The sequence below is a fragment of the Plantactinospora sp. B24E8 genome, assembly GCF_039871735.1.
GTDB lineage: Bacteria > Actinomycetota > Actinomycetes > Mycobacteriales > Micromonosporaceae > Plantactinospora.
In genome coordinates this window covers 12,898-37,107 of the sequence record NZ_JBDPMH010000030.1, presented here as the reverse complement: position 1 = coordinate 37,107, position 24,210 = coordinate 12,898, and the positions used below count along the sequence as shown (strand labels likewise).

23 protein-coding genes and 1 pseudogene are annotated in these 24,210 nt (G+C 73.7%); 14 read left to right on the top strand and 10 right to left on the bottom strand.

All coding sequences use genetic code 11. The features are described 5' to 3' along the window. Positions 1-96: 96 nt before the first annotated feature. The gene (locus tag ABGB21_RS28985; protein ID WP_347657580.1) at positions 97-2,184 is read right to left on the bottom strand and encodes a hypothetical protein; all 2,088 of its coding nucleotides are present in this window, start codon (positions 2,182-2,184) and stop codon (positions 97-99) included. A 298-nt stretch (positions 2,185-2,482) separates the two neighbouring features. Here ABGB21_RS28985 and ABGB21_RS28980 point away from each other — a divergent pair, with 298 nt between their 5' ends. Beyond that, positions 2,483-3,364: a helix-turn-helix transcriptional regulator gene (locus ABGB21_RS28980; protein WP_347680459.1), complete on the top strand. Its 882-nt coding sequence runs from the start codon at positions 2,483-2,485 to the stop codon at positions 3,362-3,364. Then, positions 3,357-3,560, top strand: a complete 204-nt coding sequence (locus tag ABGB21_RS28975; RefSeq protein WP_347658174.1) for a DUF397 domain-containing protein — start codon at positions 3,357-3,359, stop codon at positions 3,558-3,560. The genes ABGB21_RS28980 and ABGB21_RS28975 overlap by 8 nt, the downstream gene beginning before the upstream one ends. Before the next feature lie 330 nt (positions 3,561-3,890). Here the strand turns inward: ABGB21_RS28975 and ABGB21_RS28970 are convergent, their stop codons facing one another. The 3 genes from ABGB21_RS28970 to ABGB21_RS28960 all read right to left on the bottom strand — a co-directional run bounded on the left by ABGB21_RS28970 (position 3,891) and on the right by ABGB21_RS28960 (position 6,957). Continuing rightward, positions 3,891-4,400, bottom strand: coding sequence for a hypothetical protein (locus ABGB21_RS28970; RefSeq protein ID WP_347680457.1), 510 nt, complete (start codon positions 4,398-4,400; stop codon positions 3,891-3,893). Between the two features lie 128 nt (positions 4,401-4,528). After that, on the bottom strand, positions 4,529-6,046 hold the full coding sequence (locus tag ABGB21_RS28965; protein WP_347680455.1) for an ABC transporter permease: 1,518 nt from the start codon (positions 6,044-6,046) through the stop codon (positions 4,529-4,531). Further along, positions 6,043-6,957, bottom strand: a complete 915-nt coding sequence (locus tag ABGB21_RS28960) for an ATP-binding cassette domain-containing protein (RefSeq protein ID WP_347658171.1) — start codon at positions 6,955-6,957, stop codon at positions 6,043-6,045. Before ABGB21_RS28960 ends, ABGB21_RS28965 begins: the two co-directional genes overlap by 4 nt. Positions 6,958-7,067: 110 nt before the next feature. Between ABGB21_RS28960 and ABGB21_RS28955 the strand changes: the two genes are divergently transcribed. Both ABGB21_RS28955 and ABGB21_RS28950 read left to right on the top strand, forming a co-directional pair. Beyond that, entirely contained in the window at positions 7,068-8,390 is a 1,323-nt protein-coding gene (locus ABGB21_RS28955; RefSeq protein WP_347680453.1) for a sensor domain-containing protein, read from the top strand. Beyond that, complete coding sequence (locus tag ABGB21_RS28950) at positions 8,375-9,031, top strand: response regulator transcription factor (protein ID WP_347680452.1); 657 nt, start codon at positions 8,375-8,377, stop codon at positions 9,029-9,031. The genes ABGB21_RS28955 and ABGB21_RS28950 overlap by 16 nt, the downstream gene beginning before the upstream one ends. An 11-nt stretch (positions 9,032-9,042) precedes the next feature. On the opposite strand, the gene ABGB21_RS28945 is transcribed toward ABGB21_RS28950, so the two are convergent. The 3 genes from ABGB21_RS28945 to ABGB21_RS28935 form a co-directional block, all read right to left on the bottom strand. Then, on the bottom strand, positions 9,043-9,762 hold the full coding sequence (locus ABGB21_RS28945; RefSeq protein ID WP_347680450.1) for a hypothetical protein: 720 nt from the start codon (positions 9,760-9,762) through the stop codon (positions 9,043-9,045). Between the two features lie 182 nt (positions 9,763-9,944). Then, positions 9,945-10,967 carry an ATP-binding protein gene (locus tag ABGB21_RS28940; RefSeq protein ID WP_347658166.1) on the bottom strand — a complete coding sequence of 341 codons (1,023 nt, stop codon included), beginning with the start codon at positions 10,965-10,967 and terminating at the stop codon, positions 9,945-9,947. Continuing rightward, positions 10,960-11,703, bottom strand: a complete 744-nt coding sequence (locus ABGB21_RS28935) for a response regulator transcription factor (protein ID WP_347658165.1) — start codon at positions 11,701-11,703, stop codon at positions 10,960-10,962. Before ABGB21_RS28935 ends, ABGB21_RS28940 begins: the two co-directional genes overlap by 8 nt. 112 nt (positions 11,704-11,815) lie before the next feature. Between ABGB21_RS28935 and ABGB21_RS28930 the strand changes: the two genes are divergently transcribed. Continuing rightward, entirely contained in the window at positions 11,816-12,889 is a 1,074-nt protein-coding gene (locus ABGB21_RS28930) for an NAD-dependent epimerase/dehydratase family protein (protein ID WP_347658164.1), read from the top strand. Here ABGB21_RS28930 and ABGB21_RS28925 read toward each other — a convergent pair. Continuing rightward, entirely contained in the window at positions 12,872-14,356 is a 1,485-nt protein-coding gene (locus tag ABGB21_RS28925) for a hypothetical protein (protein WP_347658163.1), read from the bottom strand. The two genes, ABGB21_RS28930 and ABGB21_RS28925, sit on opposite strands and share 18 nt — an antisense overlap. Positions 14,357-14,505: 149 nt before the next feature. Here ABGB21_RS28925 and ABGB21_RS28920 point away from each other — a divergent pair, with 149 nt between their 5' ends. The 6 genes from ABGB21_RS28920 to ABGB21_RS28895 are packed head-to-tail and all read left to right on the top strand — an operon-like array spanning position 14,506 to position 19,092. Further along, positions 14,506-15,183 carry a glycosyltransferase family 2 protein gene (locus tag ABGB21_RS28920; RefSeq protein ID WP_347658162.1) on the top strand — a complete coding sequence of 226 codons (678 nt, stop codon included), beginning with the start codon at positions 14,506-14,508 and terminating at the stop codon, positions 15,181-15,183. Continuing rightward, on the top strand, positions 15,180-15,860 hold the full coding sequence (locus tag ABGB21_RS28915) for a DUF2064 domain-containing protein (RefSeq protein ID WP_347658161.1): 681 nt from the start codon (positions 15,180-15,182) through the stop codon (positions 15,858-15,860). Before ABGB21_RS28920 ends, ABGB21_RS28915 begins: the two co-directional genes overlap by 4 nt. After that, positions 15,860-16,576, top strand: a complete 717-nt coding sequence (locus ABGB21_RS28910; RefSeq protein WP_347680499.1) for a methyltransferase domain-containing protein — start codon at positions 15,860-15,862, stop codon at positions 16,574-16,576. The genes ABGB21_RS28915 and ABGB21_RS28910 overlap by 1 nt, the downstream gene beginning before the upstream one ends. Continuing rightward, positions 16,573-17,754: a molybdopterin-dependent oxidoreductase gene (locus ABGB21_RS28905; protein ID WP_347680448.1), complete on the top strand. Its 1,182-nt coding sequence runs from the start codon at positions 16,573-16,575 to the stop codon at positions 17,752-17,754. Before ABGB21_RS28910 ends, ABGB21_RS28905 begins: the two co-directional genes overlap by 4 nt. Further along, positions 17,751-18,221 (top strand): hypothetical protein, encoded by a 471-nt coding sequence (locus ABGB21_RS28900; protein WP_347680446.1) that lies wholly within the window; start codon positions 17,751-17,753, stop codon positions 18,219-18,221. The genes ABGB21_RS28905 and ABGB21_RS28900 overlap by 4 nt, the downstream gene beginning before the upstream one ends. A gap of 37 nt (positions 18,222-18,258) precedes the next feature. Continuing rightward, positions 18,259-19,092, top strand: a complete 834-nt coding sequence (locus tag ABGB21_RS28895) for an S-methyl-5'-thioadenosine phosphorylase (RefSeq protein ID WP_347680444.1) — start codon at positions 18,259-18,261, stop codon at positions 19,090-19,092. Positions 19,093-19,208: 116 nt separating this feature from the next. Here the strand turns inward: ABGB21_RS28895 and ABGB21_RS28890 are convergent, their stop codons facing one another. After that, entirely contained in the window at positions 19,209-19,925 is a 717-nt protein-coding gene (locus ABGB21_RS28890; RefSeq protein ID WP_347680442.1) for a TetR/AcrR family transcriptional regulator C-terminal domain-containing protein, read from the bottom strand. A gap of 113 nt (positions 19,926-20,038) precedes the next feature. On the opposite strand from ABGB21_RS28890, the gene ABGB21_RS28885 reads away from it, so the two are divergent. After that, entirely contained in the window at positions 20,039-21,022 is a 984-nt protein-coding gene (locus ABGB21_RS28885) for an NAD(P)-dependent alcohol dehydrogenase (RefSeq protein ID WP_347658156.1), read from the top strand. Positions 21,023-21,562: 540 nt separating this feature from the next. After that, positions 21,563-22,648: pseudogene (locus tag ABGB21_RS28880) on the top strand (ABC transporter ATP-binding protein); the annotation flags it as partial. Positions 22,649-22,977: 329 nt separating this feature from the next. On the opposite strand, the gene ABGB21_RS28875 reads toward ABGB21_RS28880, so the two are convergent. Then, a complete protein-coding gene (locus tag ABGB21_RS28875) occupies positions 22,978-23,427 on the bottom strand; it encodes a S26 family signal peptidase (protein WP_347658155.1) in 450 nt (149 codons plus the stop codon). A 65-nt stretch (positions 23,428-23,492) separates the two neighbouring features. Between ABGB21_RS28875 and ABGB21_RS28870 the strand changes: the two genes are divergently transcribed. Then, on the top strand, positions 23,493-24,143 hold the full coding sequence (locus ABGB21_RS28870) for a MauE/DoxX family redox-associated membrane protein (RefSeq protein WP_347680440.1): 651 nt from the start codon (positions 23,493-23,495) through the stop codon (positions 24,141-24,143). Positions 24,144-24,210 lie beyond the last annotated feature (67 nt).

Sequence of the window (24,210 nt, the reverse complement as noted above, 5' to 3'; positions counted from 1 at the left end):
CCAGGGCCGCCGACCGCGCCAGGGTCGCGGCCCGCCGCACGGCCGGCAGCGGGGGGTTTCGGCACCGACCTGGCGCGCGGGATGCCGGGCCCACGGTCAGTGCGGTGCCAGTCCGAGTACGTCGAGCGCACCGGGCAGGTCGGTGGCGGTGACCAGATGGCGGAGGTTTCCCCGCTCACGAAGGTCGACCCGGCAGCCGGTGGCCCAGAAGCGCGTGGTCACCCACTGTCCGGGGTGCTCGGCGCCGAGCCGACGCAGCATCGGTTCCGGGTCGGCGGCCGGTGCCGAGGGCGGCGCCTGCGGCACCCCGATCGGTTGGGTGGGATCGTCCGGCACCGCCTCGGCCAGCACGCTCTCCAGGTAGTCGAGGGCGTAGGCGATCGCCCCGGTCAGGGTGGGCCGATCCGTCGGCGTCACCTCGTCAGCCGTCCACACCGGAGTTCCGGTGTTGATGTCGACGTACCAGGAGACACCCCGGACTCGCAGGGGGTCGCCGGCGTGGTGCCGGTTGTCGCAGACCGAGACGTCGACCGTCAGGCCGAGGCCGAGGACGAGCCGGATCACCTGGGCCAGCGGCGGCACCTCGGGTGGGGCGGCCAGCACGATCAGCCGGCCGCCGGGTCGCCCCCGGCCGACGTGGGCGAGGTGCTGGGTCAGCGGGTCGACGTCGGTGACGTGCAGGGTCACGTACCCGTCGCGCAGGCCCTGGCCGACCGACCAGCCGCCGTCGGCCTCGGTGAGGTCGTCCGGGCGTACGCCGAGGGTTGTGGCGTGGGCGCCGAGCCGGAAGCGCTCGGGTAGCTGGACCACCGGTTTGCCGCCGGGCTGGGTCGCGACCAGCGGCGCGGGCGCGGCGTCGCCGGCCCGCCAGTTGAGGTGTACGACGCGGTGGTCGAGGTCGGTGATGGTGACGACCAGACCCTGGTAGATGCGGTGGCTCTCCAGGCAGGTGTGGCAGGTCGAGACGCCGGCGCGCAGTCCGGTACCGCCGCATCTGGCACAGTCGGGGTCGGCCGCGGGGGCGCCGACGGTGCAGAGGCAGGGCCGCAGTCCGCTCGCCGGGTCGCAGGCCGGGCACGGGGTGTGGCCGATCGGGTCGCCGAGCCAGGCCGGGTCCGGTGGTTCCCAGCCGCGCCGCAACACGTCGGTGCGGCGTCGCAGCAGTTGGCCGGTGTCCCGTTCGACAAGCCGTTCGGTCTGGCCGGCGAGCCGCAGGCTGCTGTACCACCACTGCCCGTCCCGCCAGATCGCGCAGGCGCCGGGCAGCGGTTCGCCGGTACGCAGGTCGGTGCAGTCGGCGATCACCCGGCGTTCGACCTGGTCGAGGTCCCGGGCGGGTGGCGCGGGGTCGGGGGCCGGGGCGCCGGTCGGGAGGAGGTACCGGGCGGGCGCGGCGAGGCCGCGCGCCGAGAGGCCGGAGATCGCGGACGTCACGGTGACGGTGTCGAGGGCCTCGGGCAGGCTGTACGCGGTCCCGCGCCGGTTCGCCGGGACCGCCGCCCCGGGTACGTCGTAGCGGATGTCCCAGAGCAGGTCGTCGCCGTGCAGTCGGCGGGCCTCCAGCACCAGGTCGAGCCGGAGCCGGTCGGCGAGGGCGCGGAGCCGGCCGAGCCGCTGCTCGGGGCTGACCGGCGGCGGCGCGTCATTCCGGCCGAGGAACACCTGCCAGCTCTCGCCGGAGGTCCGGGCGATCGCCGTCGTCTCCAGCGCCAGCCGTTCGTCGTCGGGCAGCTCGGGGCTCCACTCGCGGGGCAGCCACACGTCCGACTCGCCACCGGACCGCCCGTAGCCGTCCGACCAGGTGGCCGCGCCGACGGTCGCGGCCAGCCCGTCGACCAGCGGCTTCAGCGGCAGGTGCCAGCCGCCGTCCGGTGCGGGCCGGGGCGGCACGGTGCCCGGTTCGACGCTGACCGAGGCGACCGCGCCGGTGTCCACGTTGGCCACCGTCAGCACGAGCTGCGCGCGCCGCCGGCCGTGCTGTCCGCATCGCTGGCAGGGGTACGCGACCCGGCCGACGCCGTGACACAGCCGGCAGTCCCGGTACGGCTCTCGGGGCGCCGGTTCCTCGGTGACCAGGACCCGGTCGCCGTATCCGAGGCAGACACAGGCACCGAGGCTGAAGGTCAGCCCGTCGCAGCTCGGGCAGGTGGTGACCACGGCCCGACCGGTCGCCGGCCCGGTCACCGCCGCCCACCCAGAAGCTGTCCGTCGTGAACGGATTGGTGACCGGGTCGGTTACCACAGACATTTTGTGACACGGCACAGCATCCTTTCGCCGAGGATTGTTGATCAGCGCGGCGACTTCGGTCGAGAACTGTGTGGACGGTCGCCTCTTGAGCCATCTTGTAACGTGTAGCAGGAGGGCGGCAACGAATTCCCGCAGCAAGTCGCCCTCGTCTATTGACTTATTTATGTGGAACAGATAGACGTTTCAGCGGAGGCAGCCGGATGTTGCACAATCGAACACGCGGGGAGTGATCAGATGACCGAGGAGATGGGCTCGACCGTGCCCCGCCGGCAGCTCGGCCGCAGCCTCAAGGAGCTACGCACCGAGGCCGGGGTGACCCTGGACGCGGCGGCCGAGGCGCTGGAGTGCAGTCGACAGAAGGTCTGGCGGATCGAGAGTGGACTCGGCGCGGTCCGCTCGCTCGACGTCAAGGCCATGTGCGTGCTCTACGACGTCAACCCGGCCCTGGAAACCGCCCTGATCGGGCTGGCCAGCCAGACCAAGGCCAAGGGCTGGTGGCACGCGTACGGTGACGCCATCCCCGAGTGGTTCGAGCTGTACGTCGGCCTCGAATCCGCCGCCTCGCGACTGCGCTTCTTCTATGACGCGATGGTGCCTGGTCTACTGCAGACCAGCGACTACGCCCGAGCTGTTTACGATCATCGGATTGAGGTGAGCTACGAGGAGCGCGAACGACTGGTTGAGCTTCGGCTGCAACGGCAGTCCCTGCTGACCCGGCGGCTGCCACCCGCGCCCAGGCTCGAGGTTGTCATCCACGAGGCGGCCCTGCTGCGGATCGTCGGCAGCCGCGCGGTCATGGCCGACCAGCTTCGCCACCTGACGGAGGTGGGCACCCTACCCAACATCTCGATCCGGGTACTGCCGCTGTCCGCAGGCCTGCATTACGGCGCGGTCGCCGGCACGTTCGTCATGCTCAACTTCCCAGCCGGCAACCGGAGCACCCCGGAGCCGCCCATCATCTACTGCGAGTCCCTGACCGGCGCACTCTACCTCGATCGACCGAGCGAACTGGCCGCCTACGAAACGGTCTGGGCTGGGCTGAACAGGCTGGCCTTGAGTGAGGGACAATCGAGGCACATGATCGAAAAGATCGTTGGGGAGGTCCATCATGGTTAACCTGGCCGGCGCCCGGTGGCGCACGAGCACCCGCAGCGGCGACAACGGCGGCGAGTGTGTCGAGGTCGCCGACAACCTGACCGACGTCGTCGCCGTCCGCGACAGCAAGGACCAGACCGGACCGGTCCTCGCCTTCTCGCCGTACGCCTGGTCCGCCTTCGTCGCCGGAGTCAAGACCGCCACCCTCACCCGCTGAACGACCCGCTCCAACCGATGCCCCCGGCCTTCGGCCGGGGGCATCCGCCGTTCCCTCCACGCCGCGGCGCAACGCCCAACCCCGCCTTTCCAGCCCGCGCTGTCGACTTCGGGGCTGCGACCAATTGGCCACACCCCATAAGGCCCGGCCATCAACCAGACGTGGCGCCAACTCGGGGGTCAGGCAGTGACGATCAATGAGGTGGTGGAGGAGAGGTCCGTTCATCCGCTGGCCCCGGCGAGCCGGCCGAACAGATCGACCGGGGAAAACGCGACGGCGCCGCCCTCGCGGGCGGCGCCGTCAGAAATTGGACTCGTCGGCGGGTTGCCGTCAGAAGTTGACCGTGACACCGGCCGTCTTGCAGGCGGCGGTGATCTCCGAACCGGCCTTCTCGAAGGCCGGGTTCTCGGCGGCGGTCATCGGGTCGGCGGCCGACGCGGCCTTCGACGCCTCCGCCCCGAACCCCTTGAGGGCGGCGACGACCTTGCTGTCGGCCCCACCGGAGGCGGCCAACGTCTCCAGTTCCTTGCTCAGATCGGTCAGGACCTTCTTGAGCTCGGCCGAGTCCGGCTCGTTGCCGGAGGTGAAGGCGGCGACGAAGGCGTCCATCATCTCCTCGCCGGCCTTTTTCACGGACTCGCAGAGTTCCTTGTCGCCGGTGGCGGCGCCCGCCGGAGCCGACGCCGGAGCCGAGGAGGCGGGCGCGGACGCGGAGGGAGCGGCGGCGGAGGTCGACGGCGTGGAGCCGGCGGTGTTCTCGGGCTCCTCCCCACCACAGGCGGAAAGGGTTATCAGGGAGGCACAGATCAATGCCGTAACGGTGACGCGAAGACGGTTCACGGACCGTGACGTTAGCCGATCCCCGCGACCCTGATCAACTCGATACCCGTCGATGCGACCGCCGCCGAGGTCCGCCCGTCCGTCGGCGGGACACGTGATCCGTCGCCGGGGCACGCCATCCCGAAGCGTCACCGTCGGGCGTGCCGGACCCCGGACACCACGACGGCCACCGCGAGCAGCATCGCACCCGCCCCGGCCACCAGGCCCGGTACCGGGCCGCCCCGGAGCACACCCAGATAGTCCAGCGGCGCCGCGTCGTTCACGACCAGATACCACAGCGGTACGTAGAGGGCCTGGAACAGCCGCTGGGTCCGCCCGACCACGCCGAGTGCGAGGGCCAGCGAGGCGATGAACACGGCACCGGCGACCCAGGCGACCAGGCCCCCGGCGTCGCCGGTCACCAGCATCCGGACCGTCGGACCTGCTCCCACCAGCGCGGCGATCGCGATCCCGGCCGCCCACTCGGCCAGCAGCCGACGGCGTGCCGCCGGGTAGGCGCCCAGCAGCCCCGACGTGTTGTTCTCCACCGGCTGGGTGCCCAGCCGCGACCAGACCAGCACCGGCCAGATGCCGGCCAGCAGCAGCCCCATGGCGGGCGGTGCCGCCAACCCCACGACAACCAGGACCACGGTGCCGAACCACCACCAGCGACCGACACCCTGGACGAGGATCCGCAGTTCACCGGCGAAGAGCCGGACCGCCGGGCTGCCCCGCCGGACCGCGGTCCTCGGCAACCCCGGGTAGGCCACCGTCGGCGCGAACGGCGGCACGGCGTCGGCCGGGGCCGGTGTCCCGGTAGCCCGGGCGGTGTCGAAACGGTGGAACCACAACGCCGGCAGCGCCGCCACCGCGAGGGCGACCAGGACGATGCCGAGTCGTTCCGTCACCAGACCGGCACCCAGGTCCAGGCCCGACCAGTCGAACGTCCGGAGTGGCTGCTCGACGTTCATCAGACCGAGGCCGAATTCGGCGCCGGACACCGCGACGCCCCGGGCCGCCAGGTCGGCGCGTGCCGAGTCCGCGATGTACCCCATCCCGAGGCCGCCGAGCAGGGCACCGGACGCCTGACTGACGATCGCCAGCACCATCCAGACGAAAAACCAGGTGACGTTGCCGAGCCCGCCGGACAGCGGTCGTACCGCGTCGAAGAGCAGTGCGGCCGCCGCGGTGAGCGCCAACACCGGCAGGGTGATGAGCACAAACGGCGCCAGCAGGTCGACCGGGTCCACCGTCCGGGACTCCCCGCGCGCCAACTGCATCACCAGGGCGGTCACAGCGAGCACTCCGGTCATCGAGGCGAACACCAGCAGGTTGCTGGTGAACTTGCCCAGCAGGTAGGCGACCCGACTGACCGGGGTGGCGGCCAGCACCTGGCCGACGCCGGTCCGCTCGTCCCGCCGGATCGTCCCCCGTACGACGTAGAAGCCGCCGAACATGAGCCACACGGCGCCGGCGAGCGCGGTCACCGCACCGACGTAGGCGCTGTCGTAGACACCCCGGTAGCCGGCCAGGTCCAGGATCACCCAACGGGCGTCCGCGGCGGGCGCGGCCAGGTAGCCCAGGCCGACGGCGGCGAGCAGGGTCACCGCGTACGCCGGGCGGCGTACCCGGTCCCGGAAGTCCGCGAGCGCCAGCCCGGCGATCACCGCGACCCGCCCGTGGTCTGCGGCACGGGCGCGCCGGCGGCCCGGATCACCGCGAGGTACGCGTCCTCGAGGTCCGGCGGGACCGGCCGGGCGGCCGGCGCGGGTGGCACCGGCGCCAGCAGCCGCACCCGTACGCCGGTGGCGCCGCGCACGATCCGGCTGACCGTGTGCCGTTCCTGGAGCCGGCCCGTCTCCGCCGGGTCGACGGTCAGCTCCCAGACCTGGCCGTCCACGTCCCGGAGCAGCTCCTCCGGGGTGCCCCGACGAAGCAGGCGGCCACCGGCGACGATCGCGATGTCGCTCGCCACCGACTCCACGTCGGAGACGATGTGGGTGGAGAGCAGCACGACCCGGTCGGCCGCCAGGTCGCTGAGCAGGTTACGGAACCGGACCCGTTCCTCCGGGTCGAGGCCGGCGGTCGGCTCGTCGACGATCAGCACCTCCGGGTCGCCGAGCAGCGCCTGGGCGATGCCGACCCGGCGGAGCATGCCGCCGGAGTACTTCCCGAGCGGTCGTCTGCCGGCCGAGGTCAGGTTGACCAGCTCCAGCAGTTCGCCGATCCGGCCCCGGGCGGATCGCGCCGACAGGCCCTTGGCCGCCGCCAGGTAGGAGAGGAACTCGGGTGCGGTCAGGTTGGGGTAGACCCCGAAGTCCTGCGGCAGGTAGCCGAGGACCCCACGGAGCGCGTCGGGTCGGGCGACCACGTCGGTGCCCGCGTACCGGACGTGTCCCCGGGTCGGCCGGGTGACCGTGGCGGCGATCCGCATCAGGGACGACTTGCCGGCGCCGTTGGGGCCGAGCAGTCCCAGCAGGCCGGGACCGAGCCGCAGGGTCAGTCCGTCCACGGCGACCTTGCCGCCCCGGTACACCTTGCGGATGTCGAGGAGTTCGAGCGTGGGTCTCGTATTCACCGTCGCAGCACACCACCGGGGCCCGGTGCCGGGCACTACGACTGGGCCCCGACTTCGAGGTATGGCTAGGCATACCCGCTCGACCGGCACACCCGGCTACCGTGAGGGGCGTGCCCGGCCCACCTCCGCAGACGCCGTTGGCGGCGCTCGCCCAGCGTCGCTTCCTGCTCTCCGGCTGGCCGTGGCGTTCCGCCGGATATGTCCTGAGCACCGCGCCGGTCGCGCTCGCCGCCGGGGTGCCGCTCGGCCTGCTCGCCCTGCCCTGGCTCGTCGTCCTGGCGGCGCTGGCCGACGGCGACCGGCCGTTCGGCGCGCTCGCCGCCCTGCTGGTCCTCGCGCCGCTGCTCGTCCTGGTCTTCGGCCCGGCGGTGGCGCTGCCGCTGGCCGCCCTGGAACGGTGGCGGCTGCGTCTGGTCGACACCCGGCCGCTGCGGTCCGGGCACCGCCGGCCGCCCGCCCCCGGGCTGTGGCCGTGGCTACGGACCCGCTACACCGACGCGGCGACCTGGCGCGACCTCGGCTACGCGGCGCTGCTGGTGACCGTCGTGCCGGTACTCCACCTGGTGGCGCTCACCGGCGTGCTGCTGATCGGCGTCATGGCCACCAGCCCGCTGCTGGTCGCCGACGGCACGGTGTCGCTGGGCGTCAACCAGGCGTCCACGGTGGCCGAGGCGGTGCCGTACGCGGTGGCGGGCGTGCTGCTGCTGCCGGCCGTGCCGTACCTGCTGGCCGCGGCGGCCGGTGTGCACGGCGCGCTGGCCCGGGCCCTGCTCGACGACAGCACCGGTGACCTGCTCCGCGCCGAACTGGTGGAGGTCGCCCGGTCCCGGGCCCGGCTGGTCGACGCGTTCGAGGCCGAACGCCGGCGCATCGAACGCGACCTGCACGACGGGGCCCAGCAGCGCCTGGTCAACCTGACCATCCAGCTCGGGCTGGCCCGGCTGGACCTGCCGGCCGGCACCCCGGCGGCGACCGCCCTGGCCCGGGCGCACGAACAGGCCAAGCAGATCATGGCCGAGTTGCGCGAGCTGATCCACGGCATCCGCCCGCAACTGCTGACCGACCGGGGGCTGCCGGCCGCGCTCGACGAGCTCGCCGACCGCGCCCCGGTCCCGGTCACCGTCCGCACCGACCTGCCGGACCGGCCGCCGGGACATCTGGAGGACATCGCGTACTTCGTGGTCGCCGAGGCGCTCGCCAACGTCGCCAAACACAGTACGGCGACCCGCGCCACCGTGGACGTACACGAACGGGCCGGCGTGCTCGCCGTGGAGGTGACCGACGACGGTCGGGGTGGCGCGGACCCGGCACGCGGCACCGGGCTGACCGGCCTCGCGGACCGGATCGCGGTGGTCGACGGCCGGCTGCTGCTGTCCAGTCCGGGCGGCGGCCCGACCGTGCTGCGGGTGGAGCTGCCGTGCCCGTCCGGGTAGTCCTCGCCGAGGACGGCGTGCTGTTGCGGGAAGGGCTCGCCGGGCTACTCGACCGGTTCGGTTTCGCGGTCGTCGCCGCCGTGGGCGACGCCGACGCGCTCGTCGCCGCCGTCGGCGAACACCGACCGGACCTGGTGGTCACCGACATCCGGATGCCACCGGGCTACACCGACGAGGGGCTGCGGGCGGCGGTACGCCTGCGTCGCGACCACCCCGGGCTCGCCGTCGTCGCGCTCAGCCAGTACGTGGCCCGTAGTTACGCCGCCGACCTGCTCAACTCCGACGGCGGCCGGCGGGTCGGCTACCTGCTGAAGGACCGGATCGCCGACATCGAGGACTTCGTCGAGGCGCTGCGCCATATCGTCGCCGGCGGCACCGTCATCGACCCGCACGTGGTACGCCAACTGCTGCACCGCCGCCGTGACCCGCTGGCCCAACTCTCCGCCCGCGAACTCCAGGTGCTCGGGCTGATCGCGGAGGGCCACTCCAACGCCGCGATCGCCCGCAGGTTGGTCGTCTCGGAGGCCGCGATCGGCAAACACGTCGGCAACATCCTCGCCAAGCTCGACCTCCCGCCGACCGACGACACGAACCGTCGGGTCCTCGCCGTGCTGGCGTACCTGCGCCGCACCGAACCGTGACCAACCGGCCGTCAGCTGGCCGGGCCGCCGGGCCTCGGCTCACCGGGCAGCGGCTCCGCGGGCAGTTGTTCGCTGGTGAGGGGCCCGGCGGGCGGCGCCTCGCCCGCCAGCGGTTCGCGGGGCAGTGGCGTTGTCGGCGGCACGGCGGCCGGCGGGCCCGGCCGGGAGGCCGAGACGATCAACGTGACAAGACCGCCCAGCACGCTGAGGACCAGCGCCATCCCGGCCACCAGCACGTCGACCAGGGCCGCCGTCCGCCAGCTCAGGCTCATGGTCAGCGCGCCGCTCACTGCGGGTCCGACCAGGAGGGCGGCGCCGCACGCGAGGCCGAGCACCAGCCGGGCCGGGGACCGCCCACGGCCCATCTGACCGGAGAGCGCGAGGGTGACACCGACCACGGTGCCGGCGCCCAGCCCGAGCAGCAGCCGCCCCACCGCCGCCCCCACCGACGACGGCGCGAGACCGACCACCAGGCTCCCGAGGAGCATGAGCACCAGCGCCGGCGCCGCGGTGGCGGTGGGCCACCGCCGGCCGAGCAGGTGACCGGGCACGACCAGGGCCGCCGTTGCCAGCACGTACGGTACGACGAAGGTCAGTACGAAGGCGGCGGTGGTCAGTCCGAGGTCACGTCGGTACGCGTCGCCCAGCGGCCCGACGGGCACGGTGAGCAGCCCTGCGGCGAGCAGTGCGCCGAGCGCCGGGCCGGGAAGCGACCAGATCGGACGAACCACCGGTGGTCGGTCCGGCACGGGATGTCCAGGCGAAATCACCCGGCGAGTGTATGCACCAGCCCTCCGCCAGCCAAGAGGATCGTCGTGGCGCCGGGGCAGTCGGATCCGGACAGCGCGGACCCGGCGCTCCAGCTCGGCCGCCCAACCGGACGAAACCGGCGGAGCCGGACCGGGCGACGGGATCAGGCCGCCGACAACTGGACGACGAACCGGCAGCCGTCGGCGGTGTTCTGCACGTCGACCCGACCGCCGTGCGCCTCGACCAAGCCGTGCACGATGGCCAGGCCGAGACCGCCCGAAGCGCCGGCGCCACCGTTGGCCTGTCGCGGCGTACGCGCCGGCTCGCCCCGGAACGCCACCTCGAAGAGTCGGGGCAGGTCGGCGTCGGGGATCCCGCCACAGGTGTCGGAGACGGCGAGCCAGGCCCGGTCGTGCTCCCGACCCGCCTCGATCCGGACCGTACCGTCCTCCGGGGTGTACCGGACCGCGTTCAGCAGCAGATTCGCGACCACCCGGGCCAACTCCGGCTCGCTGGCCGCCACCGTCGGCCAGCCCGACTCGGCGGCCACCAGCCGGATCCGCCGTACGGCAGCCAGCGGCGCGGTGCTGGCCAGGGCGTCCGAGACGATCTCCCCGAGCGGGACCGCGGTCAACGAGAGCTGGAGCGCCCCGGCGTTGATCCGGGAGAGCTCGAACAGGTCGTCGACGAGCCGCGCCATCCGATCCGTCTCGGTCCGGATCCGCCGGTGGTACTCACCGACCGTCTCCGGCGTGTCGACGATCCCGTCCTCCAGCGCCTCCGCCATCGCCCGCAGTCCGGCCAGCGGCGTCCGCAGGTCGTGGGAGACCCAGGCGACAAGATCCCGGCGGCCCTTCTCCAGCCGCCGTTCCCGCTCCCGGGCCTGGTCCGCCCAGACCGCCGCGGTGGCCAGTCGCCGCCCGAACCACCACCCGATCGCGAGGCTGACGGTCGCGGCCGCCGCGACGGTGATCAGCACGACCTCCAGGTCGTGCGGGGAGAGGAACATCGCCTCGGCGACCGTGCCCACCCCGACGGCGACCGCGACCACGGTCACCGTGAGCAGTACGCAGAGGTGCACCGTGATCGAGCTGTGCCGGAGCAGTCGCAACAGCAGCGCGCCGACCAGGCCCACCACGAGGGCGGCACCGAGGGCGAGGGCGAAGATCAGCGCCAGGTCACGCATCGGTCGGCTCGTACCGGTACCCGACGCCCCAGGCGGTCACGATCCGCCGTGGGGCGGCCGGATCCGCCTCGATCTTCTCCCGAAGCCGCCGTACGTGCACCGTCACCGTGGACTGGTCGCCGAAGCTCCAGCCCCAGACCCGGTCCAGCAGCTCGGCCCGGCTGAACACCCGGGAGGGATGCCGCATCAGGTAGGTGAGCAGGTCGAACTCCCTGAGCGTCAGGGCCAGCTCCACTCCGTCCAGGTGTGCCGTCCGGGGGCCGGTCCGCACCACCAGACCGCCGTCGCGCAGCACCTCCGGCTGGTCGGCGGCCCGCGCGCCGGCGGAGCGCCGGAGCACCGAGCCGACCCGCAGCACCAGTTCTCGGGGGGAGAACGGCTTGGTCAGGTAGTCGTCGGCGCCAAGTTGCAGGCCGAGGATCCGGTCGGCCTCGTCACCGAGGGCGGTCAACATGATGATCGGGACCCCGTCCGGTCGGGCCCGCAGCTCACGACAGACCTCCAGGCCGCTCAGGCCGGGCAGCATCAGGTCGAGCACGACGAGGTCGGGAGCCTGCCGGGTGGCGGCCGTCAGTGCAGCGAGCCCGTCCCCGACGTGGCTCACCTGGTAGCCGGCGTGATCCAGGTAACGGCAGACCACGTCGCTGACCGTCCGGTCGTCGTCGACCACGAGTACCCGCTGTCCTGCTCGGCGGGCGGTGACCGCGCCCTCCCCGCCGCCGCTGCTCACAACCATCGGCCCAGCGTAGCCACGCCTCGACGGAGCACCCGACGAGAAGACCTTGCGGAGTCCTTACGGCTGGACGCGCGGGCGGACAGCGATGTCGGGTCGCTCCTACCGTCGGCGCATGCGGATTCTCGTCACCGGCGCCGCCGGGTTCATCGGATCACACGTCGCCGACCTGCTCGCCGACGAGGGACACGAGGTCGTCGCGGTGGACGCGCTGCTGCCCGAGGCACACGGCGGGACCCCGCCGCACTGGGCCGGACGCCATCGGCTGGTCACCGGCGCGGTGCAGGACGTCAACCTGCTCACCGACCTGCTCCGTGGGGTGGACGCGGTCTGTCACCAGGCGGCGATGGTCGGACACGGGCTGGACCCCTCGGACGCGCCCCGGTACGCCGACCACAACGACCTCGGTACGGCGTCGCTGCTGGCCGCGATGCACGCCACCGGGGTACGCCAACTGGTGCTGGCCAGCTCGATGGTGGTCTACGGCGAGGGACGCTACCGCTGCCCCGAGCACGGGGTGGTCCGCCCGGCGGGTCGGCGGACGGCGGACCTGACCGCGGGGCGGTACGAGCCGTCGTGTCCGGTCTGCGGGGCCGATCTGCGGTCGGAGTTGGTGCCCGAGGACGCGCCGCTGGAGCCACGGAGCACGTACGCCGCCACGAAGTTGGCGCAGGAGCACCTGGCGGCGGCGTGGGCCCGGCAGACCGGCGGCAGGGTATGGGCCCTGCGCTACCACAACGTGTACGGGCCGAGGATGCCGCGCGACACCCCGTACGCCGGCGTCGCCTCGATCTTCCGCTCGGCGCTGGCCGCCGGTACGGCGCCACGGGTGTTCGAGGACGGGCGGCAGCGGCGCGACTTCGTACACGTCACCGACGTGGCGCGGGCCAACCTGCTGGCGTTGACCACCACACCGCCGGACGAGGGGCTGGTGCCGGTGAACGTCTGCTCCGGTGAGCCGCACACCGTCGGTGAGCTGGCGGCGGAACTGGCAGCGGCGCTGGGGGGCCCGGCACCGCTGGTGGTCGGCGGCGGACGCGCGGCCGACGTGCGGCACGTCGTCGCCGACCCGGCCCGCGCGGCACGGTTGCTCGGCTTCACCGCGCGTACCGGCTTCGCCGAGGGCGTCGCCGCGTTCGCCACCGCACCGCTGCGGGCCCCGGCTGCGTTCTCAGGAGACCGTCAGTAGGAGGTGGTTGACGGCGAGGGCAGTGGCCGCCTGCACGGCCAGCCACCCTCGCCGTTGACCACCGGGCAGGTGCGCCACGGCGACCAGCAGCCAGACCCCGAACGGAAGCCAGATCCGCTCGACCTCGGCCTTGCTCAGCGCGGAGAGGTCCGCCACGACCACCACCACCGCCGCCGCGAGTGGCAGCGCCACCGCCGGTCGGGCGAGCGCTTCCCGCCAGGCCGACATCCGCCGTCGCGGCCCGCCCGGCGGTGTTGTCGGTCGCGGCCCGGCCGACGGCGGCACAGCGGACGCCGGAACGGTGGACGCTGGAACGGTGGACGCTGGAACGGTGGACGCCGGTGTTGGCGGCGACGGGACGGCGGCGCTCCGGCGGGGCAGCGCGGCGCGCACCGTCCGGCGCAGCGCCGGACCGAGCACGGGTCCGGCCGAGAGCAGCAGGGCCGCCAGGTTCGCCCAGACCCAGTAGCCGTACGGCCGCTCGGCCGCCCACCCCTGGTAGTAGCGGCGGACAACCAGGTGGTAACCGTCGAGCCACCAGAAACCGGCGAGGGTGAAGGCCGCCACGACCACCGCGACCGCCGCACCGGCGACCACCAGCACCCCGGTCCGGTCCCGCCCGCGCAGCACGACCACGGTCAGCGCCAGCACGCCGACCAGCACGAACCCGTACGACAGGTGGAGCGCGAAACCCAGCAGCAGTCCGCCGGCCGCGGCACCCCACCGACCGCCGACCGTCAACATCGCCAGCCCGGCCGCGACCACGGCGGCGAAGATGCCGTCCGCGGAGGCGCCGATCCAGACCGCGCCGGGGAAGAGCACGAGGAAGGGCCACCCGGCCCGGGCCGCGTCCTCGGCCCCGAGCGCCCGGAGCGTCACCGGCACCGACACGGCCACCGTCGCGCCGACCACCACGCAGGCAAGCCCGGCGGCGGTGCCTCCGCCGAGCCCGATCCGGTCCAGCCAGACGAAGATCAGCAGGGCACCCGGCGGATGTCCGGCGGTGTGGGTGGACCAGGAGTTCGGCTGGAAGTCGAGGATCCGGGCGCTGAACCCGGCCAGCATCGCACCGATGTCGGTGACCCCGGGCACCTCGTGGAGGTACTCCGCCTGCGGGGTCAGTCTGCGGGTCAGACCGGTGGACCAGCCGTCGACCAGGGCGAGCGAGAGGATCCAGGCGAGCGCGCCGAGGTAGCCGGTGACGAGCAGCCGGGGCCACGAGGCCCGGGCCGCCCAGGCCGGCCCCCTGACCACCACCAACCCGGCGAGCAGCAACGCGGCCGGGGTGCCCCAGCCGAGGTGCGGATGCCAGGTCGCGTAGAGCGGCGCGGCGTCCGCGTACAGGCGTACGCCCTGTCGGTTGAGGACCACGCCGACGACGACCGCGGCGGCGAGCAGCGCCACCTCGACCATCACGGTGAGCAGATCGGCACGCCGGTGTCGTACCGGCCGGGTCACGGTGGTCATGGTGTCGGGCGACGTTACGGGCGGTCGCCGGCCGGTGTGAAGGCATCCGGCCCCGACGTCAGCGGTTCGTAAGAAGTGCCTGCGGCGTAAGGGTTCCGTAAGGCCGCCGAGCAGCCGTTGCGGCGCTCCGGCGACCTAGCGTCGTCGCCATGCAGACGACGATCGACGTGGTGCTGCCGTGCCTGGACGAGGCCGCCGCACTGCCCGGGGTGCTGACCCGGCTTCCCGCCGGCTACCGGGCCATCCTGGTCGACAACGGCTCCACCGACGGCTCACCGGAGATCGCGGCCGCCCACGGCGCGCAGGTCGTGCACGAGTCCCGACGCGGCTACGGCGCCGCCGTCCACACCGGACTGCTCGCGGCGGACGCGGAGCTGGTCTGCGTACTCGACGCGGACGGCTCGTTCGACCCACGGATGCTGCCGGCGCTCGTCGCCCCGGTGCGCGGCGGACGGGCGGACCTCGTCGCCGGCCGCCGCCGGCCGGTCTCGGCGCGGGCCTGGCCGTGGCACGCCCGGGCCGGCAACGCGCTGGTCGCCGCCCTGCTGCGCCGCCGGGGCGTGCCGGTGTACGACATCAGCCCGGTCCGGGTCGCCCGACGGGACGCGTTGTTGGCGCTCGGGATCGTCGACCGCGCCTTCGGCTACCCGCTGGAGCTGCTGCTCCGGGCAGCCGCGGCCGGTTGGCGGATCACCGAACTGGACGTGCCGTACGCCCCCCGGACCGCCGGCACCACCTCGAAGGTCTCCGGCTCGGTCCGGGGCACCCTGCGCGCCACCCGCGACTTCGGCGCGGTGCTGCGCAACGGCGTGGGAGCGGCCCGGTGAACGTCCTGCTCGTGGTGGCGAAGGCACCCGTCGCCGGGCAGGCCAAGACCCGGCTCTGTCCCCCGCTGACGCCCGGACAGGCGGCCGGGATCGCGGCGGCGGCCCTGCTCGACACCGTCGCGGCGGTACGCGCCACCCCCGCCACGATCCCGGTGCTCGCCGCCACCGGGCGGTTCGCCGACGCGGAACGGGCGTCGGAACTGACCGCCGCGCTGGCCGGCTGGCACCTGCTGCCGCAACGTGGTGGCACCTTCGGCGACCGGCTCGCCAACGCGTACGCCGACACCGCGCACGCCTTCCCGGGCCGGCCGGTGCTGCAGATCGGCATGGACACCCCGCAACTGAATCCGGACCTGCTCGACTCCGCGCTGGACCTGCTCACCGGGTACGACGCGGTGCTCGGCCCGGCGGTCGACGGCGGCTGGTGGGCGCTCGGGCTGCGGGATCCCGGTCACGCGACGGCGCTGCGTGAGGTCCGGATGTCCACCGGCGACACCGGCCGGCACACCCGGGCGGCGCTGCGGCGTCGCGGGCTGTGCCCGGCGCCCCTGCCGGTCCTGCGTGACGTCGACGACTGGCCGGCCGCGCTCGCGGTCGCGGACGAGGTGCCCGACGGCCGGTTCGCCCTTGCGGTACGGGCGTCGGCCGCCGCCCTGCTGGCCGGAGGACAACGATGATCAGCATCCGGTCGACCGACCCGGTCGACCTGCCGGTGGACCCGGCGCAGCGGCGGCCCGACGGCTTCGACGTTCCGCTCGGCGCCGCCCCGGCCGGACCCGACCCGGTCGGCCCGGGACACTGGCTCGTGCAGACGGACGGGCAGGTGGCGCCGCTGCCGGTGTGGCGCTGGCACGGCGCCCCGGAGCCCGCCGTCGAACCGGTCGTGTCCCGCTGCACCGGGCCGACGATCGACCTGGGCTGTGGCCCCGGTCGGCTGGCCGCCGCGCTCGCCCGGCGTGGCGCGGTGGCGTTGGGCGTGGACATCTCCGCCGAGGCGGTCCGGCTGGCCCGGCTCCGTGGGGTGTCGGCGCTGCGGCGCGACCTGTTCGACCCGCTGCCCGGGGAGGGACGGTGGGCGCACGCCCTGCTCATCGACGGCAACATCGGCATCGGCGGTGATCCCGTCCGGCTGCTCCGTCGCTGCGGTGCGCTGCTCCGCGCCGGCGGCACCGTACTGGTCGAGCTGGATCCGCCGGGCACCGGGCTCTGGCGGGGACAGGCGCACGTCGCCTCCGACGTACCCGGTCAGGACGGACCGCACACCGGGCCGGTCTTCCACTGGGCCCGGCTCGGGGTGGAGGCGGTGGACGCGGTCGCGGCCGGCGCCGGGCTGCGTGTCGTCGAGACGTTCCGCTCCGGTTCCCGTCGCTTCGCCGAGCTGGTGCGCGGATGATCCGGCTCCCACGCGTACCCGTACCCGAGGACTTCACCGCACCGGCGCACTCACCACGGGTGGCGGCCCGGCTCGGGCTCTGGCTCGGCATCGCCTTCGGACTCTGCTTCGTCACCGGGCTGCTCAGCCACAACATCCAGCATCCGCCGGGTTGGTTCGACTGGCCGACCCGCCCGGTCAACCTGTACCGGATCACCCAGGGCACGCACGTGCTCTCCGGGATCGCCGCCGTGCCGCTGCTGCTGGCGAAACTCTGGAGCGTCTATCCGCGACTGTTCGTCCGTCCACCGCTGCGCCGGCCGGTCCGGCTGGTCGGACACGGGCTCGAACGGATCTCCATCCTGGTGCTGGTCTGCGCGGCCTTCTTCGAGCTGGTCACCGGGATCTTCAACGTGGCGCAGTCGTACCCGTGGCGGTTCTTCTTCCCGGCCGCGCACCACGCGGTGGCCTGGCTGGCGGTCGGCGCGCTGCTGGTGCACGTCGCGGTGAAACTGCCGGTCGCCCGGGCGGTGTGGCGACGGGGCGGCCGACGACCGGCCGGTCCGGACGGCGAGCCGGGTCCGGCGGCAGGCGACGGCGAGCCGGACCCGGCCGCGTCCGGGCGGCGCGCGTTCCTGCGTACGTCGGCCGGCGCCGCCGGGGTCGCCGTGCTGGCCACCGCCGGCGTCACCGTGCCGGCGCTGCGGCGGATCTCCCCACTGGCCTGGCGCTCCGCCACCGGTCCGCAGGGGGTACCGGTCAACCGCACCTCGGCGGCGGCCGGCATCGTGGTCCCGGCCGACTGGCGGCTCGAGGTCGTCTGGCCGGGTGGCCGGCGCACCCTGTCGCTGGCCGACCTGGCGGCGCTGCCGCAGCGCACCGCCGACCTTCCGATCGCCTGTGTCGAGGGCTGGAGCGCGTCCGCGAACTGGACCGGGGTATCCGTCGTCGACCTGCTCACCCACTCCGGGGCGCCGACCGGCCACCCGGTACGGGTCTCGTCGCTCGAGGCCGCCGGCCTCTACTCGGCGAGCACCCTGCCGGCCCGGCACGCCACCGACCCGTTGACGCTGCTCGCGCTCCGGATCAACGGCGAGGTGCTGCATCCCGACCACGGTTACCCCTGCCGGATCATCGCGCCGAGCCGCCCCGGTGTGCTCCAGACGAAGTGGGTGGCCCGACTGGAGGTGCTCGGATGAGGACGACCCGGGTCCTGCTGTTCGTCCTCGGCGTCGCGGCGGTGGCGTACGGGGGATGGTCGCTGCGGCCGGAGTTCGGGTCGGCCCTGCCGTGGCTGGTCGCCGGGCCGCTGCTGCACGACGTGCTGGTGGCCCCGCTGGTCGGCCTGGTCGGGCTGGCCCTGGCCCGGCTGGTCCCCCACCGGAGACGCCGGCGCTGGATCACCGCCGGTCTGGTGGCCAGCGCGACGCTGCTGCTCGTCGCCGTACCGCTGCTCTGGCGGCCGGCCGCCGCGCCGCCCAACCCGGGTCTGCAGGACCGCGACTACCTGGCCGGGCTCACCGTCTGGCTGACCCTGCTCTGGGTCGTGGTGGCCGTCGCCCTGCTCGCCGGGCCCCGCCTCCGACGCGCCGTGCCGGGTCGGGTCCGGCATGCCGTGCCGGGTCGCCTCCGGCGTGCCGTGCGGGATCGCACCCGGCGCGGCTGACACCCCCGCCCCCACCCCTTCTATCCGTGGAGAAGACGTGACGCACCACGCGCAGATCGGCGTCATCGGCGGCTCTGGCCTGTACGAGTTCCTCGACGACGTCGTCGAGGTGCGGGTCGACACCCCGTACGGGCAGCCCAGCGACGCGCTCGCCGTCGGCGAGGTGGCCGGTCGTCGGGTGGCGTTCCTGCCCCGGCACGGTCGTGGTCACCGGGTGCCGCCGCACCGGATCAACCACCGGGCGAATCTCTGGGCGCTGCGCGCGGTCGGGGTACGCCGGATACTTGCCCCGGGGGCCGTCGGCGGGCTGCGGCCCGGATACGGGCCCGGCACCCTCGTCGTACCGGATCAGCTCGTCGACCGGACCAGTGGACGGGTCCAGACCTACTACGACGGGCGGCGACGGCCGGACGGCCAGGTGCCCGGCGTCGTCCACGTCCCGTTCGCCGACCCGTACTGTCCGGTCGGACGGGCGACGGTGCTCGACGTCGCCCGCGCCGGCGGCTGGCAGCCGGTCGACGGCGGCACGATGGTGGTCGTCGAGGGGCCGAGGTTCTCGACCCGGGCCGAATCCCGGTGGTACGCCGCGCAGGGCTGGTCCGTGGTCGGGATGACCGGGCATCCCGAGGCGGTGCTGGCCCGGGAGTTGGCGCTCTGCTACACCGCCGTCTCGCTCGTCACCGACCTCGACTCCGGGGTCGAGGTCGGTGACGGGGTGACCCAGGAAGAGGTGTTCGCGGTGTTCGGGCGCAGCGTCACCCGCCTGCGGGAACTGCTCGTGGACGTGGTGACGGCGTTGCCGGACGGGCCGCGGGACTGCCTGTGCAGCCACGCTCTGGACGGCGTACGCACCGGCATCACGCTGCCCTGACGTCGGACCCCGGCCGTGTTCCGGGCCGCACGCACGTCGGACCCGGCCGGGCCGCGGTCGGCCGTACCCCGGAACCCGGAGGCGGGTCGGGCCGGCCGGGCCGTGGACCGGCCGGCTCAGTGGAATCGGTGGGCCGACGTCCAGCCCTGCTGCCGTAGCCGGTCGAGGCCGTCGAGCAGCAGGTCCAACGCGAACTCGAACTCGAACTGGTCGTCGCAGCCCTGTCCCACGACGGACCCGTCGTCGTGGGACGCGGCGGTGGCGATCTCCGCGAGGTGCGGGAACCGGGCCGCGACCTCCGGTGGGAGGGGCGCGGGCGGCTCCGGTTCGGTCACGCCGGACCGGCCGGCGCGGCGGGAGGCGTCGAACAGTTCCTGGCTGAAGCCGAGGATCCGGCTGCCCATCGCGTGCATCACGTGGTGGGCCAGGTCGGCGGAGAAACCGCCGGCCCGCAACGCCCCGACCATCGAGTCGAGGTAGCCGAGGATGGCCGGGGTCGCCATGTTCCGTGACTCGATCGCCAGCGCCGCCCACGGGTGGCGCCGCAGCATCTGCCGTGCCGAGAGGATGCGGGCGCGGACCGCGGGTTTCCAGTCGGCGTCGGGAAGCAGCGGGTCGATCTCCCCGACCACCACGTCGATCATGCCGTCGAGCAGTTCGTCCTTGTTGGCCACGTGCTTGTAGAGGGCCATCGGTACGACGCCCAGGTCCTGGGCGAGGTTGCGCATGCTCAGCGACTCGATCCCGGCGCCGTCGGCGAGCACGACGGCGGCACGCAGGATGCGGTCCCTGCTCAGCGGCGTCCGGCGCAGCGTTCCAGCCTGCTCAGCCATCTCGTTCCTCGTCTTTCCGGGTGCCTGGAAACCATAACCGCATTGACAGGTGTACGGCGTACACCTATCGTGACTGACGTGAGGTGTACGCCGTACACCTAAGGGAGGACACAATGAAGGCGATCGTCCAGGACCGGTACGGCCCGACGGAGACACTCACCCTCGCGGACGTCGACACCCCGGTGCCGGCCGCCGACGAGGTGCGGGTACGGGTCGAGGCCGCCGCGCTCAACGCGTACGACTGGCACGCCATGCGGGGCGACCCCCGGATCGCGCGGTTGGCGATGGGCCGGTCCCGACCCCGCGCCCGCATCCGTGGCCGGGACTTCGCCGGCCGGGTGGAGGCCGTCGGCGCCGACGTCCGACAGGTGCGCCCGGGCGATGCCGTCTTCGGCGACCTCGGCGACGCCAACGGCGCCTTCGCCGAGTACGTCTGCGTGCCCGAGAGCCTGGTCGCGCCGAAGCCGGCGAACCTGACGTCGCAGCAGGCGGCGGCCCTGCCGCTGGCCGGGGTCACCGCGCTGATGGGACTGTGCGACGTCGGCCGGGTCCAGCCGGGTCACTCCGTGCTGGTCAACGGCGCCTCCGGCGGTGTCGGCACCCTCGCCGTCCAACTGGCCACGGCGCTCGGCGCCACCGTGACCGGAGTGTGCAGCACCCGCAACGTCGACCTGGTCCGTTCCCTCGGCGCCGACCACGTCGTGGACTACACCCGCGACGACTTCACCCGCCACGCCCGCCGCCACGACGTCGTCCTCGACCTGGTCGGCAACCGCTCGCTCACCGCGCTCCGGCGGGCGCTGTCCCCGACCGGGACACTGATCCTCTCCGGCGGCGGTGTCTACCGCGGCGGCAGTCTCCTCGGACCGGTCCGGCTCATCGCACGCGGACGACTGTTGGCGCCCTTCGTCCGACAGCGCATCGCCATCCTCGAGACGGCACCCAGCCGGCGGCACCTCGACACGCTCCGCGCCCACGCCGAAGACGGTCGCCTCACCCCGGTCATCGACCGGACCTACCCGCTGCACGAGGTGCCCCGGGCCATCCGGTACCTCGAAGAGGAACACGCCCGGGCGAAGGTCGTCATCACCATCTGACCGCCGGCTGTACCGGCGCTGTAGCCACTCCTGTAGGTGGCGTCCATAGCCTCGCGCCATGATCGGCATCGCCCGGGCCGGCCGGGCCGTCACGGTGGTCTGGCGGGCCGGCCGCGCCAACTGACGGCGTACGTGCTCCTCGCGCCGATCGCGGGGGCGCTCCCGGTGCTGGCGGCCTGGCTCACCAAACTTGTCCTCGACCGGGTCACCAACCCCTCCGGCGGGGCGCTCCTCGAGGTGGCGACCGCGCTGGCGGCGGTCTCGGTCGGTCTGGCCCTGGTCCCGCACCTGACGAACTACCTGCGGGCGGACCTCGGCCGCGCGGCCGCCCTCGTCGCGCTCGACCAGCTGTACGCCGCGACCGATCGCCTCCACGGCCTACGCCGGCTGGAGGAGCCGGCGTTCCAGGACACGCTCCGGCTCGCCGAGCAGGCCGGGCGGGACGGACCCGGCCGCTGCGTCGACGGCCTGCTCGGCCTGGTGCAGGGCGGGGTGCTGCTGACCGGTTTCCTCGGCACGCTGGTGGTGATCAGCCCGGTGATGGCCGTGCTGGTCGCCGCCGGTGGGGTACCCGTACTCGTCGCCGAACTGCGGCTGAGTCGGCGGCGGGCGAACCTGCTGTGGGAGATCGGGCCGGGCGAGCGCCGGGAGATGTTCTACGCCGGCCTGCTGACCAGCCTGTCGGCGGCCAAGGAGATACGTCTGCTGGGCCTGGGTGGGCTGTTCCGCCGCCGGATGCTCGCCGAGTTGGGCGCGGCCAGCGCCGCCCGCCGAAGCCACGACCGCCGGGAGGTCCGGGTCCAGGCACTGCTCGCGGTACTGGGCGCGGCGCTGTCCGGGGGCGGCCTGGTGTGGGCCGTCGCGACCGCGCGCTCCGGCGGACTCACCGTGGGCGACGTGGCCGTGTTCATCGCCGCCGTCGCCGGGGTGCAGAGCAGCCTGACCACCCTGATCGACCATGTCGCCGGCATCCACCAGGCGATGCTGCTGCTCGGGCACTACGAGCAGGTCGTCGACTGCCCACCGGACCTGCCGGAACCGGCCCGGCCGCGACCGGTTCCCCCGTTGCGGCGGGGCATCGAGTTCCGCGACGTCTGGTTCCGCTACGGTCCGGACCACCCGTGGGTGTTGCGGGGCGTGGACCTGTTCATCCCGTCCGGACAGGCGGTAGCCCTGGTCGGCCACAACGGCGCCGGCAAGAGCACGCTTGTCAAGCTGCTGTGCCGGTTCTACGACCCGACCCGGGGCGCGATCCGGTGGGACGGCGTCGACCTGCGTGAACTGTCCGTGCCCGAGCTACGGGCCCGGATCGGCGCGGTGTTCCAGGACTACATGACCTACGACCTGACGGCGGCGGAGAACATCTGGCTCGGCGACGTCGACCCGGCCGGCCCGGACCACGTACGCGTCGAGGACGGCGCCCGGATCGCCGACGCCGCCCGCCGGGCCGGCATCCACGAGACCCTCGAGTCGCTGCCCCGGGGGTACGCGACCATGCTCTCCCGGGTGTTCGAACTGGACGGCGACCCGGCGGACACCGGGGTGCTGCTCTCCGGCGGGCAGTGGCAGCGGGTGGCGATCGCCCGGTCCGTCCTGCCCGAGGCACGGGACCTGCTCATCCTCGACGAGCCGAGTGCCGGCCTGGACGCCGAGGCCGAACGGGACATCCAGCTCCGGCTGCGCCGGTACCGGGCCGGCCGGACCAGTGTGCTGATCTCCCACCGGTTGGGGACCCTCCGGGACGCCGACCTGATCGTGGCGCTGTCCGGTGGCCGGGTTGTCGAGGCGGGCCGGCACGAGGAGCTGCTGGCAGCCGACGGCACGTACGCCACGCTGTTCCGGACCCAGGCGGCGGGCTACGTCCCCGGGGCGTCCGGTACGGCCGAGGAACCGGGCGCCTCCGACAGGTCGACACCGACGGCCGGGTGCCCGGGGTCAGCAACAACGCCGCCCAGCTATCCGGCCTGCTGCCGGGACGTGACGTCGTGTCCGCCGGGCGATGACCGGGCGGCCCGCAGTCGGCGCAGGACCACGCCCCGCACCAGCTCCGGCGCGAGGGCACCGAAGGCCCGTGAGTCGAGGCTGTGCCGTGGCGCGTCGCCGAGGACGTAGACCTGCCCGTCCGGCAGCGCCGAGACCCGTTTGACCAACAGCTGGGTGGGGGCGTCGCCGTCGCCCGCGGTGATCCGGATGCCGGGCGGCGGCAGACAGACGACAACGGCGCCGACCCGTAACCGGCGCCGGAATCCCCGCCGGAGCACCAGGAGCTGGTCCCCCTCCTGGTAGGTCGGGGTCATGCTGTCCCCGTTCACCCCGACGACCTGGAGAACGGCACGGGCGACCAGCACGGCGATCCCGAGCGCCACGATCGCGCCGGCGACGATCAGCAGAGTGGGTTCGGGCACGGCGTCACGGTAACCGAGCACCGGGGCATCGGATAACGGCGGACGTCGGCCGGAGATGGGAGAACATGTCGTACGTGCTGTGGTTCAGCCGGTGTCTGCTGGCCCTGGTCTTCCTGGCGTCGGCCGCCGGCAAGCTGACCGGACGGCACGCGTTCCGGGCGTTCGCCGACTCGCTGCGGACGATGGACCTGCTGCCGGCGCGGCTGGTCGTTCCGGTGGCCGGGGCGGTGGTGGCGGCCGAGACGGCGGTGCCCCCGCTGCTGCTGGTTCCGCTGCTGCCGGTGCCACCGCCCGGCGCCGCGACGGCCTCGGCCGGATCCCCCGTGACCGGGGTCGGACCCGCGCTGAGCACGGTCGGATTCGCCCTGGCGGCAGCCCTGTTGCTGGGGTTCACGGTGACGGTCGCGACGGTACTGCGTCGTGGCACCTCGGCATCCTGCCGCTGCTTCGGGGAGGCCACGACGGCCCCGTTCGGCCGGCACCATCTCGTCCGCAACGTCGTACTGACCGTGATCGCCGGGACCGGCGGGTACGCCGCACTCGTGGACCCCGGCGCGACGGCCGGAGCCGCCGTGGTGTCGGTACCGCTGGCCGTGCTGGGCGCGCTCGTCGTGGTCCGCCTCGACGACCTCGTCGCCTTGTTCCGGCCCGCCGTCCCGTCGATGGGCGTGACCCGTCGGGGTACCACCCCACGGGGCGGCGGGCCGGGCGGTTGAGCCTCGTGCGACTTCCGGGCCGGCTGGCGTGGGGGCGGACCCGACCGCGACCCGGTGGCGTACGGCG

Coding starts and splice junctions, on each gene's coding strand:
- ABGB21_RS28940 (WP_347658166.1), bottom strand. CDS start 10,967: ATGCGTGACCTGGCGCTGATCTTCGCCCTCGCCCTCGGTGCCGCCCTC.
- ABGB21_RS28925 (WP_347658163.1), bottom strand. CDS start 14,356: ATGACCACCGTGACCCGGCCGGTACGACACCGGCGTGCCGATCTGCTC.
- ABGB21_RS28975 (WP_347658174.1), top strand. CDS start 3,357: ATGGTTAACCTGGCCGGCGCCCGGTGGCGCACGAGCACCCGCAGCGGC.
- ABGB21_RS28935 (WP_347658165.1), bottom strand. CDS start 11,703: ATGGTTGTGAGCAGCGGCGGCGGGGAGGGCGCGGTCACCGCCCGCCGA.
- ABGB21_RS28870 (WP_347680440.1), top strand. CDS start 23,493: ATGTCGTACGTGCTGTGGTTCAGCCGGTGTCTGCTGGCCCTGGTCTTC.
- ABGB21_RS28905 (WP_347680448.1), top strand. CDS start 16,573: ATGATCCGGCTCCCACGCGTACCCGTACCCGAGGACTTCACCGCACCG.
- ABGB21_RS28920 (WP_347658162.1), top strand. CDS start 14,506: ATGCAGACGACGATCGACGTGGTGCTGCCGTGCCTGGACGAGGCCGCC.
- ABGB21_RS28930 (WP_347658164.1), top strand. CDS start 11,816: ATGCGGATTCTCGTCACCGGCGCCGCCGGGTTCATCGGATCACACGTC.
- ABGB21_RS28900 (WP_347680446.1), top strand. CDS start 17,751: ATGAGGACGACCCGGGTCCTGCTGTTCGTCCTCGGCGTCGCGGCGGTG.
- ABGB21_RS28980 (WP_347680459.1), top strand. CDS start 2,483: ATGACCGAGGAGATGGGCTCGACCGTGCCCCGCCGGCAGCTCGGCCGC.
- ABGB21_RS28885 (WP_347658156.1), top strand. CDS start 20,039: ATGAAGGCGATCGTCCAGGACCGGTACGGCCCGACGGAGACACTCACC.
- ABGB21_RS28890 (WP_347680442.1), bottom strand. CDS start 19,925: ATGGCTGAGCAGGCTGGAACGCTGCGCCGGACGCCGCTGAGCAGGGAC.